The following is a 15,709-nucleotide window of genomic DNA, read 5'->3' on the forward strand; positions in this document are numbered from 1 at the left end:
GGCCCCAGTCAATTGTCCGCGACGATCGTGCAACGGCCGCCGCCTCTTAGAATTTCGCCGAAACCACCTTTTTCGTGGATCGAATAGACGATTATCGGAATGTTGTTTTCACGCGCAAGTGCAATCGCGGCCGTATCCATGATCGTAAGCCCGCGTTTGATGACTTCGGCATGACTTATGCGGTCGAAGCGCACCGCATCCGGATCCTTCTTCGGGTCGGCCGAATAGACGCCGTCGACCTGCGTGCCCTTGAACAGCGCGTCGGCGCCGATCTCGGCGGCGCGCAGCGCTGCGGCCGAATCGGTGGTGAAGAACGGATTGCCGGTGCCGCCGGCAAAGATCACCACCTTGCCTTGATTCATATAGGCGGTCGCCTGGCGCTGTGAAAAACTTTCGCAGAGTTCCGGCATGGCAATGGCCGAAAGCACCACGGCGTCGACGCCGATTTTGTTCAGCGAGGTGCGCAGCGCCAGCGAGTTGATGACGGTGGCGAGCATGCCCATGTGATCGCCGGTGACGCGGTCGCCGCCCTTGGAGGCGACGGCCACGCCGCGGAAGATGTTGCCGCCGCCGATCACGACTCCGACTTCGACGCCAAGCGCCCGCGCCTCGGCAATGTCGGCTGCGATACGGTCGACGACCGAGACGTCGATGCCGAAATGCTGTTCCCCCATCAAGGCTTCGCCCGAAGCTTTCAGCAAGACACGTCGATAGAGGGGCTTCACCGTCATCTGGTTCCTCGAAAAATCTCGGCGCGGGCAAATCTGGAGGCGAAGGCGCCCCGCTTCGCCTGGCGGCGCTGGCACGATGGTTCGACCCGATACACGAAGGGCGCGGCGATGTCACGCCGCGCCCTCGCTCAAAATTCCAGGCTTTTCCGATCAGTTGCTGCTGATGCTGACCGCCTCGCCTTCGATCAGGACCGGCAGCGAATAGCCGGACGGCTTGTCGCCGGTCACGACACCGCCGGCCACTCTGACCTGAATCTCGGGTCCAAAAAAGGAATGCGGGAACGGCGCGGGCGCAAGGCTCACCGAATCGAGCCGCTTGCGAAGTTCGGCAGGGATTGAAAAGTCGAGCGCCCGCAGATTGTCCTGCAACTGGGCAAGTTTCGTCGCGCCGAGGATGACGGTGGCCACACCCGGCTGCGCCGCAACCCAGTTCAGCGCCACCTGCGCCATGCTTCGGTCGAGTTCGGAAGCCACCTTCTCGAGTTCCGTAGCGATCGCCCAATTGCGTTCGCTGAATTTCTGGAAACCCGGATGCGTGGTGTTGCGGAACCCGTCGAGCCGGCCGGCATTGCCGGCTTGCGCCGGGCGGTATTTGCCGCTTAGCAGGCCGCTGGCCAGCGGGCTCCACGCCATGATGCCGGCGCCGTGACGCGAGGCGAAAGGCGCGAATTCATGTTCGATCGAGCGCTCGACGAGCGAATATTCGAGCTGCAGGGCCGAGACCGGGTCATAGCCGCGCAGTTCGGCGATCGCCTGCGCCCGCCCGGCATACCAGGCCGGCACGTCAGAAAGACCGATATGGCGTACTTTGCCGGCACGCACCAAATCGTCCAGCGTGCGCAACACCTCCTCGGCCGGCGTGAGCCTGTCCCAGACATGCATGAGGTAAAGATCGATATAGTCGGTTCCGAGCCGCTTCAGCGAAGCGTCCACCGCGCGCATGATGTTCTTTCGGCCATTGCCGCCGGCATTCGGATTGCCGGGTTCCTTGTTCATCGTGAATTTGGTGGCGATCACCGCCTTGTCGCGCAAGCCGCGCTCGGCGACGAATTCGCCGAGCCAGGTCTCTGCCGTCCCGCCGGTGTAGAGGTCGGCCGTGTCGAAGAAATTGCCGCCAGCCTCGACATAGGCGTCGAACATGGCGCGGGAGGTTTCCCTGTCAGCACCCCAGCCCCATTCGGTGCCGAAGGTCATGGTGCCCAGCGCCAGCCGGCTGACGCGCAGGCCGCTATTGCCGAGCGTGTAATAGTTCATGCTCATGACGTGTTCCGATCGTGTTTGGTATGGGCTTATTGGCCAGGGGTCGCTTTCACCCAGGGATTGCCGCGCTCATGCGTCATGCGGAACGTGAAGCCGTCCACCTTCCAGCCTTGACCCGATCGGCTCAGGCGATGCTCATAGGTGCCCCAGACCTCCCAGAGCGGATCGCCGTTGCCTTCCATCCTGTTCCAGGCATAGCCGTTGGAACGGACGGTCGCCGTATCGGCCTCTATTTCGACCTGGTGGTTGGTCCGCAGGTGCAGGCTCGTCTTGCTGCCTTTGAGATTGGCAGCCCAGGCGCCGATCAGATCGTCGGAGGCGACCCTGGCCGCGGGCTGTCCGGAAAGGCTGCTGAAGTCCGCGGTAACCCGGTCAGCGAAGTAGCTGCGGGCGAGCTTCCAATCCTGCGCATCGACGGCGCGGTCAATGGCATCCGCGATGCGGATGACGGCGCGCTCGTCGACGAGCGTTTGCCAGCCCATTGGTTCGGCTCCGCCGGCATCGACGGGCGCCAGTGCCAGTCCTGCCGCGAAGGTCACATGTCTCAAAGCATTCATGTTTTTTCTCCTTGCGCATCGGCCCCACCGCCCGTGTGTTGGCGCCAATGTGGACCAGCTTGGCGGCATCGATAAGATTGCATTGTTCGCAAGGACTATGCGATATTATTCATGAATGGATCGAGATCTGCTGACGCATCTGCCGGTGATCGTCGCCGTGGCTCGGCGCGGCGGCTTCGCGCTTGCCGCGGCCGAACTCGGCATGAGTCCGTCGGCGGTCAGTCATGCGGTGCGGCTGGTGGAAGAGCGCATCGGCCAGCCGCTGTTTGCGCGCACCACGCGCAGCGTTTCGCTGACCGAAGCCGGCAAGGCGCTGGTGGAGACCGCGGCCCCTGCCCTGCAGGACATCTCCGAGCGCATCGACCGCATCCGCGGCGTCAAGGGCAGGCCCTCCGGCCTGCTCAGGATCAATGCGTCCAATATCGCGATCCCCCTGGCGGTCACGCCGGTGATCGCGGCCATGGCCGAACGCTATCCGGAGGTGACGGTCGAGGTCTTCGCCGACCAGGCCCTGGTCGATATCGTCGGCGAGGGTTTCGATGCCGGCATCAGGTTGGGCGAGATGATCGCACAGGATATGATCACCGTGCGGCTTACGCCTCCCGTCAAGGCAGTGGTTGTCGCCTCGCCCGGCTATATCGGAAAGCACGGCCGGCCGCGCGACGTAGCCGACCTGGCGAGGCACAATTGCATCGGCTACCGGCTTGTCCGCTCCGGCGGGCTCTATCGTTGGGATCTGAACGAGAACGGCAAGGATGTCGTGGTCGAGACGCGCGGCACGGCCATCGTCACAGATTCGCTTGCGGCGATCGATCTTGCGCTTGCTGGCGTTGGGCTCGCCTACGTATTCGAGCCGCTGGTGCGCGCCGATCTCGCCGCGGGTCGTCTGGTTCAGATCCTGCCGAAGACGGCGATCGAGGAGCCGGGCCTGTTCCTCTATTTCCCGCGCAGGGCATCGATGGCGCCGAAGCTCAGAGCCTTTATCGATACCGCTCAAGAGATCGGCCGGGCATCCATGCGGACACCCGGCCGAGTTGCCTGAGCTCTGTAGCCTTACTTTTGCTTCGGGCTATTTCTTGACCGCGGCCGCGACTTCCGCCGCGAAATCGGTCGCTTCCTTCTCGATGCCCTCGCCCAGCGCGTAACGCAGATAGGCGGTGATCTTCGCCGGAGCGCCGATCTCCTTCTCGGCATCCTTCAGCGCCTTCTCGACGGTGATGTCGGGATTGAGCACGAAGGCCTGCTTCAGGAGCACGACCTCTTCATAGAACTTACGCAGCCGGCCCTCGACCATCTTCTCGATGATCGCTTCCGGCTTGCCGGACTGGCGGGCCTGGTCGGAGAAGATCGCCTTCTCGCGCTCGATCAGGGCCGGGTCGACTTCCTCGGCAGTCAGCGCAACCGGGTTGGTCGCGGCGACATGCATGGCGACCTGGCGGCCGAAGGCGTTCGCCGCATGCTCATTGCCGGTGGTCTCGATCGCGACCAGCACGCCGAGCTTGCCGAGGCCATCCGCGACGGCATTGTGGACATAGGTCGCCACCGCGCCATGCGGGACAGTGAGCTTGGCCGAGCGGCGGAAGCCCATGTTCTCGCCGATGGTGCCGACCGCGTCCTTGATGGTGTCGGTGACTGACTTGTCGGAGCCCGGATACTTGGCCGCGGCAACTGCTTCGGTCGTGCCATAGGCGAGCGCCACCTTGGCGACGTTGGCGACGATTTCCTGGAAGGCGGAGTTGCGCGCGACGAAGTCGGTCTCGGAGTTCACCTCGACGACCGCGGCTTCGCGAACACCGGAATCGACGCCGATCAGGCCTTCCGCCGCGGTGCGGCCGGCCTTCTTGTCGGCCTTGGAGATGCCCTTCTTGCGCAGCCAGTCGACGGCCGCTTCCATGTCACCGTTGGTTTCGTTCAACGCCGCCTTGCAGTCCATCATGCCCGCGCCGGTCAAGTCGCGGAGTTCTTTGACCTGTGCAGCCGAAATGCTCATTGTCGCCTCTTTGTTTCAAATGCGCCGACGCACCATCGAATCCCGATGATGCGCCCGGCAAAAGCGCTTTAACGCGCCAACTTATTGGAAAGATGAAGGCCGAAGCCGGCCTTCGTTTTTCAAGCTTCCGGAGCTTCAGTGGCCGGCGTGTCGAGCGCCGGCTCGACCGGAGCCTCGGCCGACGCGCCGATGTCCATGCCGAGCGCGCCCTGCTGCCGGGCGATGCCGTCGATGGCAGCCTTGGCGATCAGGTCGCAATAAAGCTGGATGGCGCGGGCCGCGTCGTCATTGCCGGGGATCGGGAAGTCGATCTTGTCCGGGTCGCAGTTGGAATCGATGATGGCAACGACCGGGATGCCGAGGCGCTTGGCCTCGAGGATGGCGATCGCCTCCTTGTTGGTGTCGATGACGAACATCAGGTCCGGCGTCGAACCCATGTCCTTGATGCCGCCCAGCGCCTTGTTGAGCTTCTCGCGCTCACGGTCGAGGTTGAGGCGCTCCTTCTTGGTGAGGCCCTGGGCCTCGCCGGCCAGCGTCTCGTCGAGCTTGCGCAGGCGTTGGATCGAATTCGAGATCGTCTTCCAGTTGGTCAGCATGCCGCCCAGCCAACGCGAGTTGACATAATACTGGGCCGAACGCTGCGCGGCGTCGGCGACGATGTCCGAAGCCTGGCGCTTGGTGCCGACGAACAGCACACGGCCGCCCTTGGCGACGGTGTCGGAAACCTGCTTCAGGGCCTGGTGCAGCAGCGGCACCGTCTGCGACAGGTCGATGATGTGGATGTTGTTGCGGGCGCCATAGATGTAGGGCGCCATCTTCGGGTTCCAGCGGTGGGTCTGGTGGCCGAAGTGAACACCAGCTTCCAGAAGCTGGCGCATGCTGAAATCAGGCAGAGCCATTCCTTAGTTCCTTTCCGGTTGGCCTCCACGGACACAGGCATTTCGGACTTATGTCCTGATGCCACCGGAGGTTTCAGCCGGATTTCTCCCGGGCAGACACCAAAGTCCGTGTGTGGAATGAGCGCGCATATAGAGGGGAAGTCTCGTAAACGCAAGCGAGCTACCGGAAAACGCCCTCACCTGCGGCGATCCGCGCACTTATGCATGTCGCCCAGAAGTGTTCGGCGGTTCTGGGACAACGACATGCATCAAAACTCCGTCAGCGTCGGGTCTTGCCGTTCGGCACTCTGACGCGGCGGAAGACGGCGACAATCTCCTCGCGACTGCATTCGACCGCGCCAAGCCGCACGGCGCGGTCGCGCTCAAAGCCGGTGATATCGTAATGCGGCGCCGAAGTCTTCGGCGGCCCCTGATAGGACGAGCGCTTGAGGCCGAGCTCGGCGGCAAAGCGGTGGAGCTCGTCGGTGTCGTCGGCGAGCAGATGGCACCAGCGATGGCCGGCCCATTTCCAGATCGCCGCATCGACATAGACAGCCATCGAGCTTGCCGCACTCCAACCGACATCGGCGGCCCGCTCACAATCACCCCGGGCCGACGCGAAGTCAGCGATGATAGAAGGGATTCGGATAGGAAATGAAGCCGCCGGCGGCTTCAAGTTCGGTCACGATCCTCGACACCGCTTCCTGCATCCTTGAGCGCAGCACGGCGAGCGCCTCTTCGACCGACCCATCATATGCATGAAGCGCCAACGGCTCGGGCACGCGGATGTGAGCGCAGCGCGGCCCGGCGGGCTGCGGAATGAAGCGGTTGATCGAATCGCGCAAAGCGCCTTTGCAATAGTCGTTGCGGATGCGCTTCAGATGCTCGGCGATCTCCTCCTGGGTTATCGTCTGATTGGCGAAGGCCCAGGAGCCGACGCGCTGGACGCGCTGGATCGTTTCCGCCAGTTTTCGCACGCGTTTTTGCTCATCCGCATCAGCCTTGCCCTCGCGCAGCCAGCGGCGTGAACGCCGCAGCAACTCGGCCAAATCGAGGTCGGGTTCGGCCGCAACGGCATCGGCGAGCCGCAGGCCAAGCTCGGCCAGCACCCTTTGCTGGCGGCTGGCAAAGGAAGCGCCCGCCTCTGCGGTCAGGCCGCAGGCCTGCTCGTCGAGGGAGAGCAGGCCTGAATAGATGCTGTAGACGCGCTCCGGCAGGGAGCCGGCTGCAACACTTTCCATTTTCAGCTTTTTCTCGACATAGGCGCATTCCCTGGCGAGCGGCCGCTCGACATTGCCGATGAAGGCGAGCTTCCAGACAACAGGAGCCACCCAGACCTTGAAATCCTTGTTGGTTTCGCGCCCGCGCTTCAGCGCCGCCAGCCCCATCTCCACCGCGCCGGGAAGCAGCGGCGCGACATGGTTGCCGTGCCAGCCGACGCTGCCTTCCGGATGAAGCAGCACGCCATGGCCTTTCAGCGCCCAATCGACCGAATGCGCCTTGGCGGCTTCGCTGTTGCCGGGAATCTGCGCGATCAGATTGTTGGCCAGCCAGAATTTCTGCATCAGCCGACCGAGCCCGTTCACCACCCCATGTGTTGCCCATGAGGCGGCAAGCGGGCTGACGCGCGAGACGATCTCCTTGTCGATCATCCAGTCGGTGAAGAATTCCGGATGGTTGGGCGTGATGAACGTCGCTTGGCCTTCGCCGCAGCAGGCGTGCAGCTTCTGCTGGTCGGCGACGGGAAAGTCGATGTGACGGATATTGGCGACGCCGCGCAGGCCGGCGAGCCGATTGAACGGCAACAGGTCGCGGAAGCCGGGAACCCCTCGCAACATGACGATGCGGTTGACGATCGTCATCACCTTGATCAGCGCCGGATTGGGTCGCGGCGCCACGAACACGTCGATCCTGCCCAAGCTTTTCCCCCGAAATGCCTACGGGATGCTGGAACGGGATTGCGGCGTCTTCAAGTCAGGCTCGGCGACGGATCGCCGTAGCGGTTAACCCGCCGCTATTTCGAGGCCGGACAGGGCTTGGCCTGATCGAACAGCGACAGGTTCACCAATTTGCCGGTCATTGAGAAGTCGCCATAATCCATGACGAGGTCGCGCGTGATGCCGTTCTCATGCAGTTTGAAGCTGATCCGGTACTCCGGCACCTCTTCGCCGCTCTTGTCGGTGTCGTCGAAATAGGCGATGTCGACCGGCCAGTATTTGTCGGTGGCAAGCTTGGCGAGCGCCGGCGCTTCCGGGTCCGCCTTGTCGGCGTCGGCTCTTTTGCCGACGACGACGGTGGTCGTCATCACCTTATTGGCATCCTCGGAGCCGTCGAACAGATTGGTCTGATAGAAGTTCTCTCCCTTCTCGGCCTTGCCGATCAGCTCCACGAGGTGCTGGGTGGGGAACTGCGTGGCGGCGAGCTCGAGCGTGTTCTTCTCGGGCTTGTCGATGTTGACTTTGAGGCCTTTCGGCTCCCTGGTCGCCATACCCTTGACTTCCTTGTCGAGGTTCTGGTCGACGAAGGATTTCGTCACGAAGGAGAAGGTCTTGCCTTCTGCGTCCTCGAACGTCGTCGTCTGCTGGTCGGTCAGCCTGGTGTTCTCGCTGGTGACGATCTGGGTGACGAAACGGAACTTCACCGTATAGCCCTCGCAGGGAGAGCCATTGAACTCATAGACCATGCGGCCGGAGATGCCCGTGATGCCGGAGCGGTCGGACGCCTTGTTGAGGGTGAGATCATAGACGGCGCGGTGCGCCTGCAGCGCGGGCACGGCAAGGGCCGGAGCCATCGGGATGGCCGCCGACACGAGAGCGGTGGAAAGGAAAAGGCGCGTCAAGCGCATGCAGTGCTCCGATCGTCGCGGCCGATGGCAGGCCGCAGGGAAAGATGGTCCAGCTTAAAAAAAGTCGTGGCGGAAGCGAGGCAAAAATAGCAATTTCGGCCCCGCCAACGCGGCGCCTTCCAGCAATAGGGAAAACCAATGAGCGAAACAATCGAAAAGCGGCTAAGCGATCTCGGCGTTGCCATTCCGGCCGCCGCAGCGCCGGCCGCCAACTACGTGCCCTACTGCCGGACCGGCAACACCCTCTTCACCGCCGGGCAGCTGCCGCTGAAGGACGGCAAGCTGCAGGCAAGCGGGCTGCTTGGCCGCGACATCGATACCGCCGCCGGCAAGGAGGGCGCAAAATTCTGCGCCATCAACATCCTGGCGCAGGCCAAGGCAGCACTTGGCGATCTCGAAAAAATCCGCCGGCTGGTCAAGATCACGGTCTTCGTCGCCTCGGCGCCGGACTTCGTCGAGCAGCATCTGGTCGCCAACGGCGCCTCCGACTTCCTCGTCGCGGTCCTCGGCGAACGTGGCAAGCACGCTCGCTCCGCCGTCGGCACTGCGTCGCTCCCGCTCAATGCCGCGGTCGAGATCGAAGCGATCTTCGAAGTCGAGTGAAACGAGCCTGACATGACCGACCTTTCCTGGTTGATTGCCCGCCCCGTCGCGCATCGCGGCTTCCATGACATGAACAAGACACGCTGGGAGAACACGCTGTCGGCCTTCGCCGCGGCAGCCGACCGCGGTTACGCGATCGAATGCGACGTGCATGTCTCGTCCGACGGCGTTCCCGTCATCATCCACGACTGCGACCTGAAACGCCTGACAGGCGAGAATGGCTTCGTCTGGCAACGCACCGCGGCCGAGCTCACCGCGCTCAAGGTGGGCTGCACGAAAGATCATGTGCCGACGTTGCAGGAGGCGCTCGACCTGATCGACGGACGCGTGCCGCTGGTGGTCGAGCTGAAAGGTGTTCCCGGCCACGACAGCGGATTGGTCGCGAGCGTCGGCAGGCTGCTCAAGCGCTACACTGGCAAGGTGGCGATCATGTCGTTTGACCATTGGCTGATCCGCGACTTCGCCAAGGAGGCGCCGGGCATTCCCGGCGGGCTCACCGCCTACGGCAAGGACGACCAGCTGATCGAGGCGCATTTTGCCATGCTGGCGCACAACCTCGCCTTCACCTCTTACGCCGCCGGCGATCTGCCGAACCCGTTCGTCAGCTTCGTGCGCGAAAAGCTCAAGATGCCGGTCATCACCTGGACCGTGCACGACCAGCCGGCGGTCGACCTCACCTTCAAATATGCCGACCAGATGACCTTCGAGGGCTTTGAGCCGGACCTGGTCAAGGTCGCCTAGAGCTGGATGATTTCAGGTCGAACGACCTGGATCAGATCCGAGCATGATGCCGTCCGAAAACCGCTTCGCACTTTCGGCATCATGCTGTGAGGCAGTGCCTGAAACGTGACTTGTAGCTGCCCTGAGGACGCTTAAATAAGCCGGATGGATCAGGGTGACGACGACGATGGACCGACAGCGAATGCGGACTATTCGGTCCGCGTCGCGGCGACCATCGGCGCATTCACCTGCGATGAATGGAACGGCTTCGCCGCAACCGCGCGCGGCGACAAAGCAAACGGCTACAACCCCCTCGTTTCATTCGGTTTTCTGAGCGCGCTTGAGGATTCTGGCTGTGCCGTGCGGCGCACCGGCTGGCAGGGTCATCACCTCAGGCTCGAGACGGCGCAAGGCAAGCTGCTGGGCGCCGTGCCTTGCTATCTCAAATCGCACAGTCAGGGCGAATATGTCTTCGACCACGGCTGGTCGGACGCGTTCGAGCGCGCAGGTGGGCGCTATTATCCGAAGCTGCAATGCTCGGTGCCGTTCACGCCCGTCACCGGCCCTCGCCTGCTCGTAAGCAGGGGCGAGGACGAAGGCGCGGTGAGGGCCGGCCTCGCCGCCGGCCTGAAATTGGTGACCGACAAGCTCGGCGTGTCTTCCGCGCATGTCACTTTCGCCGCCGAGCCCGACATTGCGACGCTCGAAGCAGCGGGTTTCCTGCACCGGACCGACCAGCAGTTCCATTTCTTCAACGAAGGCTTTTCGAGCTATGATGACTTCCTCGCCACGCTCGCTTCACGCAAGCGTAAGGCGATGAAAAAGGAGCGTCGCGAGGCGCTGGCCGACGGCATCAGCATCGATTGGCTGACCGGCAGGGACATCACCGAACGCGTCTGGGACGATTTCTTCGCTTTCTACATGGATACCGGCGGCAGGAAATGGGGCCGCCCTTATCTCAACCGCCAGTTCTTCTCGCTGATCGGCGAGCGCATGGCCGAGGACATTCTCCTGGTCATGGCCAAGCGAAACGGCCGCTACATTGCGGGCGCCATCAACTTCATCGGGTCCGACGCGCTTTACGGCCGCAACTGGGGCTGCATCGAGGATCACCCCTTCCTGCATTTCGAGGTCTGCTACCATCAGGCGATCGACTTCGCGATCGAGCGCAAGTTGAAGGTGGTGGAGGCCGGCGCGCAAGGCGAGCACAAGTTGGCGCGCGGCTACCAGCCGGTGACCATGCATTCGGCGCACTACATCGCCCATCCTGGCCTGCGCAACGCGGTCGCCGACTACCTTCGCCGCGAGAGGCGCGAGGTGGAGCGGATGGGGGAGTATCTCGAAGAGCACACCCCGTTCCGCAAGGATCTCAAGGAATAGCTCGGGCCTTGCCATCCACAGTCATTGCGGCTTTCGGGCCGCGATCGGAACGAGGAACGAAAAGCAGGCAACCAGGAAGAAAATGCCGCCGCCAAGCGCCAGCAGATCGCCTGCGCGCCACGCGGCGGCGATGAAGAACAGCGCCGACACAATGAACAACAGCCATCCGGCGACGATCCACTTCACAGTCGCTCCATCAGCGATGGCCGACCGCGCTGCCGACAGATCGGCTCAATCGTCTTGCCGCTCGGAAGCGGCTTCGCTACACCGGACGACGACACCTAATCCGGAGTGCCCGCCATGGCCGAAGCCTACGATCCCGGCAACATCTTTGCGAAAATCCTGTGCGGCGAAATCCCCTCGCACCGCATCTATGAGGACGATGCGGTCGTAGCCTTCATGGATGTGATGCCGCAAGGAGTCGGCCACACGCTGGTGGTGCCGAAGGCGCCGTCGCGCAATATCCTCGACGCCGATCCGGCAACATTCGGTCCGCTGTTTGCCGTGGTGCAGAAGGTGGCGGTTGCCGTGAAAAAGGCCTTCAATGCCGACGGCGTCACCTTGATGCAATTCAACGAGCCGGCCTCCGGGCAGACCGTCTACCATCTCCATGTCCACGTCATTCCGCGCTTCGACGGCGTGCCGCTGAAGCCCCATTCCGGGCAGATGGAAAAGCCGGAAGTGCTGGCCGAGAACGCCGGCAAGATCCGCGCGGCACTGGGAAACTAAAGCGCGCGGTCCCGTCGCCGTTGAAGGCCGGCTGACAGCCTCGCACTGACGATCCTATTTCGGTTTGCCGCGACAACCCCGGCGCGTTTTCCCCGGCCGGCCGCGTGCGGCGCCCGGATGCGACCGTTTGCACTCGAATCGTTTGGTTAGGAAATATCGAACCATCTCGCTGTAGAACGCTGGGGCGTGGCGAGCTATTGGGTTTCAAACCATGGACAATTCGGTTGCGGCGTCGACCCCCCTTGCCAGGATGGCTGGCGGACGGGCTTTTCTGATCGCCCTGGCACACGCCTTTCGACGACACAGATTGCTTCACGCCTTGGCCGTCGGCGCTCTGCTTCTGGCAATAGCGATCGGCATGCGCACCGGAAACATGCCGGATTTCGGCATATTGAAAGAATACATTGAGTACCTTTTGATCGCTTTCTGGATCTGCGGTTGCGTCTTTGCACTTGGGGTCTTTCTCCACCTTGCGCTGGTCAAACGGGATCCCGAACCGCTCGGCACCTTCCTGAAATCGCTGGGCAGCTTTTTCGGCGACGCCGAACGCACGGCCAACAGCCTCAACGGCCTGACCGCCAGCATCGCCTTCGTATCCGCCGTCGGCGTTCTGAAAGGAGCCATCGCAATCCTCTCCCCTTTTGCATGGGACAAGGCGCTGGCCCACGCCGATCGGATCCTGCATTTCGGTAGAGCCCCGGACGAATGGCTGTGGTTTGTCGTCCAGTCGCCCTTTGCATTGATGATGCTCAATCTCGCCTACAATTTCTGGTTCATCGTGCTCATCGCCACGGTTTTCACCGCCTGCATCACGCGCACAGATACGAAGCTGCGTCATCAGTTCCTGATGAGCTTCATGCTGATATGGACGCTTGGCGGCTTCTTCCTGGCGATGGGGCTGTCGTCGGCAGGGCCGTGCTTTTACGAGCGACTGGGACTCGGCGGTGACTTCCGTCCCCTCATGCAGGCACTCGCCGCCGCCGATCGCGTTTATCCGATCTGGGCGCTTAGCACGCAGGACATGCTATGGAGCGGCTATACCGGCGCGACCGTCGGCAGCATCGGCATATCCGCTTTCCCGTCCATGCACGTGGCGATGGCGGTGCTTTTCTCCTTGTATGCAACGCAGCGCTCCCGGCCGGCCGGTGTCCTGATGTGGGCATTCGCTGCTGTGATAATGGTCGGCTCAGTCGCGCTTGGCTGGCACTATGCCATCGACGGCTACGCGGGTGCCCTCTTGTCCATCATGATCTGGAAGGCGTGCGGATATTTCCTGACACGCTTCGCGCCGGACGGCGTTGCTTGACTCTGCAGCCAGCAAACATTTCACGGGGCGGCAATGCTCGACTTCCGGAGGGCCGCGCGCCATTCCGTATGGGTGATCTGGCCAGCCGTCACGTGCCGGTTCCTCCCAAGTCAAAAAGCCCCGTTGCCGGGGCTTTTTGACTTCAATGCATGTCGCCCAAAGGCGGGCGGCCGTTTTGGTAACAAGCACCTAGCGCGCGCCGCCTGAATCCGTTTCAGCGGGACGCGCTTCAGGTCGATCAGCCCTTGCGGGGCAGCTGCGGCACCAGGCTTCGCTTGCCGCCGTCCTTGCCCTTCGGCTCCGGCTTCTGCGCCACGGCCTTCTTGGCGGCAGGCTTCTTCGCCGCCGCCTTCCTCGGCTTCGGCGCGTCCTCCGGCTCTTCCTTCTTCGGCTTCACCGGAGCTTCATCGGCCAACGATTCGAGCTTCAGGCCGGTCTCGCCGGTTTCCTTCTTCTCGACGGTGACGCGCACCGTGCCACCCTTCTTCAGCTTGCCGAACAGCACCTCGTCGGCCAGCGGCTTCTTGATGTGCTCCTGAATGACGCGGCCGAGCGGACGCGCGCCCATGCGCTCGTCATAGCCCTTGTCGGCCAGCCAGGCGATCGCGTCCGGCGACAGGTCGAAGGTGACGCCCCGCTCGGAAAGTTGGGCCTCGAGCTGCATGACGAATTTCTGCACCACCTGATGGATCACCGGGATCGGCAGCGAGCCGAACGGAATGATCGCGTCGAGACGGTTGCGGAATTCGGGCGTGAACAGCCGGTTGATAGCCTCGACGTCGTCGCCCTCGCGCTTGGTCGAGCCGAAGCCGATCGCCGCGCGCTGAGCGTCCGATGCGCCCGCATTGGTCGTCATGATCAGGATGACGTTGCGGAAGTCGATCTGCTTGCCGTTGTGGTCGGTCAGCTTGCCATGGTCCATCACCTGCAACAGGATGTTGAACAGATCCGGATGCGCCTTCTCCACCTCGTCGAGCAACAGCACGCAATGGGGATGCTGGTCGACACCGTCGGTCAACAGTCCACCCTGGTCGAAGCCGACATAGCCGGGAGGTGCGCCGATCAGCCGCGAGACGGTGTGGCGTTCCATATATTCCGACATGTCGAAGCGGATCAGCTCGACGCCGAGCGAGGCCGCGAGTTGCTTGGCCACTTCCGTCTTGCCGACGCCGGTCGGCCCCGAGAACAGGTAGGAGCCGATCGGCTTCTCCGGCTCGCGCAGGCCCGCCCGCGCCAGCTTGATCGCCGACGTCAGCGCTGTGATTGCGGTATCCTGACCGTAGACGACGCGCTTCAGCTCGACATCGAGACCCTGCAGCACCTTCTCGTCGTCCGCCGAAACCGTCTTCGGCGGGATGCGCGCCATGGTGGCGATCGTCGCCTCGATTTCCTTGATGCCGATCGTCTTCTTGCGCTTGGCCTCAGGCACCAGCATCTGCGAGGCGCCGGTCTCGTCGATCACGTCGATCGCCTTGTCCGGCAGCTTGCGGTCGCTGATGTAGCGGGCCGACAACTCCACCGAAGCCTTGATCGCTTCGCTCGTGTAGCGGACCTTGTGGAACTCCTCGAAATAGGGCTTCAGGCCCTTCATGATCTCGATGGCGTCCTCGATGGTCGGCTCGTTGACGTCGATCTTCTGGAAGCGCCGCACCAGCGCGCGGTCCTTCTCGAAGAACTGGCGGAACTCCTTGTACGTTGTCGAGCCGATGCAGCGGATCGCGCCGGACGACAGCGCCGGCTTCAACAGGTTCGAGGCATCCATGGCGCCGCCGGACGTGGCCCCTGCCCCGATCACGGTGTGGATCTCGTCGATGAACAGCACCGCGCCCGGATAGTCCTCGAGCTCCTTGACGACCTGCTTCAGCCGCTCCTCGAAGTCGCCGCGATAGCGCGTGCCGGCCAACAGCGTGCCCATGTCGAGCGCGAAGATGGTGGCGTCCTGCAGCACCTCGGGCACGTCGCCTTCGACGATGCGCTTGGCAAGGCCCTCGGCGATCGCCGTCTTGCCGACGCCGGGGTCGCCGACATAGAGCGGATTGTTCTTGGAGCGCCGGCACAGCACCTGGATGGTGCGATTGATCTCGCTTTCGCGACCGATCAGCGGATCGATCTTGCCGGCCTTGGCCTTGTTGTTGAGGTTGATGCAGTAGGCCGTCAGCGCGTCCTGCGGCTTCTTCTTGCCGCCGTCCTCCTGCGGCTCGGCGCCGTTCTGGCCGCCCTGCTCATCGTCGGCGCCGCGCGGCGTGCGCGACTCCGAAGCGCCGGGGCGCTTGGCGATGCCGTGCGAGATGTAGTTGACCGCGTCGTAGCGGGTCATCTGCTGTTCCTGCAGGAAGTAGGCCGCATGGCTTTCGCGCTCGGCAAAGATTGCGACGAGCACATTGGCCCCGGACACCTCCTCGCGGCCGGACGACTGCACATGGATGACGGCGCGCTGGATCACGCGCTGGAACCCGGCGGTCGGTTTCGAATCCTCGTCGTAACCGGTGACGAGATTGTCAAGCTCGGTGTCGATATAGGTCAGAACGGTGTGCTTGAGCTCGTCGAGATCGACATTGCAGGCGCGCATCACCGCGGCCGCCTCGGTGTCGTCGATGAGCGCCAGCAGCAGGTGTTCGAGCGTTGCATATTCATGATGCCGCTCGTTGGCGAATGTCAGCGCCTGATGTAGCGCCTTTTCCAGGCCTTGGGAGAAAGCCGGCATGTTACC

16 protein-coding genes are annotated in these 15,709 nt (G+C 63.0%); 6 read left to right on the forward strand and 10 right to left on the reverse strand.

What is annotated here, in order from left to right:
- Positions 1 to 8 precede the first annotated feature (8 nt).
- The 3 genes from pyrH to P9230_RS00475 form a co-directional block, all read right to left on the reverse strand.
- Positions 9 to 731, reverse strand: a complete 723-nt coding sequence (gene pyrH / locus P9230_RS00465; RefSeq protein ID WP_067319888.1) for a UMP kinase — start codon at positions 729 to 731, stop codon at positions 9 to 11.
- Between the two features lie 150 nt (positions 732 to 881).
- Positions 882 to 1,991, reverse strand: a complete 1,110-nt coding sequence (locus tag P9230_RS00470; protein ID WP_278116950.1) for an aldo/keto reductase — start codon at positions 1,989 to 1,991, stop codon at positions 882 to 884.
- A 29-nt stretch (positions 1,992 to 2,020) separates the two neighbouring features.
- A complete protein-coding gene (locus P9230_RS00475; RefSeq protein ID WP_127325873.1) occupies positions 2,021 to 2,548 on the reverse strand; it encodes a nuclear transport factor 2 family protein in 528 nt (175 codons plus the stop codon).
- Positions 2,549 to 2,663: 115 nt separating this feature from the next.
- Here P9230_RS00475 and P9230_RS00480 point away from each other — a divergent pair, with 115 nt between their 5' ends.
- The gene (locus P9230_RS00480) at positions 2,664 to 3,590 is read left to right on the forward strand and encodes a LysR family transcriptional regulator (RefSeq protein ID WP_095800765.1); all 927 of its coding nucleotides are present in this window, start codon (positions 2,664 to 2,666) and stop codon (positions 3,588 to 3,590) included.
- Between the two features lie 27 nt (positions 3,591 to 3,617).
- Here the strand turns inward: P9230_RS00480 and tsf are convergent, their stop codons facing one another.
- The 5 genes from tsf to P9230_RS00505 form a co-directional block, all read right to left on the reverse strand.
- Complete coding sequence (gene tsf / locus P9230_RS00485; protein WP_127216993.1) at positions 3,618 to 4,538, reverse strand: translation elongation factor Ts; 921 nt, start codon at positions 4,536 to 4,538, stop codon at positions 3,618 to 3,620.
- A gap of 119 nt (positions 4,539 to 4,657) precedes the next feature.
- Entirely contained in the window at positions 4,658 to 5,437 is a 780-nt protein-coding gene (rpsB, locus tag P9230_RS00490) for a 30S ribosomal protein S2 (protein ID WP_059188654.1), read from the reverse strand.
- A 259-nt stretch (positions 5,438 to 5,696) separates the two neighbouring features.
- Positions 5,697 to 5,975, reverse strand: coding sequence for a DUF4031 domain-containing protein (locus tag P9230_RS00495; RefSeq protein ID WP_067319872.1), 279 nt, complete (start codon positions 5,973 to 5,975; stop codon positions 5,697 to 5,699).
- 64 nt (positions 5,976 to 6,039) lie between these two features.
- Complete coding sequence (locus tag P9230_RS00500) at positions 6,040 to 7,335, reverse strand: hypothetical protein (protein ID WP_095800768.1); 1,296 nt, start codon at positions 7,333 to 7,335, stop codon at positions 6,040 to 6,042.
- Between the two features lie 95 nt (positions 7,336 to 7,430).
- Complete coding sequence (locus P9230_RS00505) at positions 7,431 to 8,261, reverse strand: cell envelope integrity EipB family protein (protein ID WP_095800769.1); 831 nt, start codon at positions 8,259 to 8,261, stop codon at positions 7,431 to 7,433.
- 138 nt (positions 8,262 to 8,399) lie between these two features.
- Here P9230_RS00505 and P9230_RS00510 point away from each other — a divergent pair, with 138 nt between their 5' ends.
- From P9230_RS00510 to P9230_RS00520, 3 genes are all read left to right on the forward strand, one after another.
- Positions 8,400 to 8,864: a RidA family protein gene (locus tag P9230_RS00510; RefSeq protein WP_066992618.1), complete on the forward strand. Its 465-nt coding sequence runs from the start codon at positions 8,400 to 8,402 to the stop codon at positions 8,862 to 8,864.
- A 12-nt stretch (positions 8,865 to 8,876) separates the two neighbouring features.
- Positions 8,877 to 9,605 (forward strand): glycerophosphodiester phosphodiesterase, encoded by a 729-nt coding sequence (locus tag P9230_RS00515; RefSeq protein WP_067319862.1) that lies wholly within the window; start codon positions 8,877 to 8,879, stop codon positions 9,603 to 9,605.
- A 144-nt stretch (positions 9,606 to 9,749) separates the two neighbouring features.
- Positions 9,750 to 10,964, forward strand: a complete 1,215-nt coding sequence (locus P9230_RS00520; protein WP_127216024.1) for a GNAT family N-acetyltransferase — start codon at positions 9,750 to 9,752, stop codon at positions 10,962 to 10,964.
- 21 nt (positions 10,965 to 10,985) lie between these two features.
- Here P9230_RS00520 and P9230_RS00525 read toward each other — a convergent pair whose 3' ends face one another.
- Entirely contained in the window at positions 10,986 to 11,150 is a 165-nt protein-coding gene (locus tag P9230_RS00525) for a cytochrome oxidase subunit III (RefSeq protein ID WP_095780537.1), read from the reverse strand.
- 114 nt (positions 11,151 to 11,264) lie between these two features.
- On the opposite strand from P9230_RS00525, the gene P9230_RS00530 reads away from it, so the two are divergent.
- Together P9230_RS00530 and P9230_RS00535 are read left to right on the forward strand one after the other, a co-directional pair.
- Positions 11,265 to 11,693, forward strand: a complete 429-nt coding sequence (locus tag P9230_RS00530; protein ID WP_278116957.1) for an HIT family protein — start codon at positions 11,265 to 11,267, stop codon at positions 11,691 to 11,693.
- Between the two features lie 373 nt (positions 11,694 to 12,066).
- Positions 12,067 to 12,999 (forward strand): phosphatase PAP2 family protein, encoded by a 933-nt coding sequence (locus P9230_RS00535; RefSeq protein WP_278116959.1) that lies wholly within the window; start codon positions 12,067 to 12,069, stop codon positions 12,997 to 12,999.
- Between the two features lie 238 nt (positions 13,000 to 13,237).
- Here the strand turns inward: P9230_RS00535 and clpA are convergent, their stop codons facing one another.
- Positions 13,238 to 15,703 (reverse strand): ATP-dependent Clp protease ATP-binding subunit ClpA, encoded by a 2,466-nt coding sequence (clpA, locus tag P9230_RS00540; RefSeq protein WP_066992605.1) that lies wholly within the window; start codon positions 15,701 to 15,703, stop codon positions 13,238 to 13,240.
- Positions 15,704 to 15,709: the final 6 nt, after the last annotated feature.

The sequence above is a fragment of the Mesorhizobium sp. WSM4887 genome (assembly GCF_029625865.1).
In the GTDB taxonomy this organism is placed as follows: Bacteria; Pseudomonadota; Alphaproteobacteria; order Rhizobiales; family Rhizobiaceae; genus Mesorhizobium.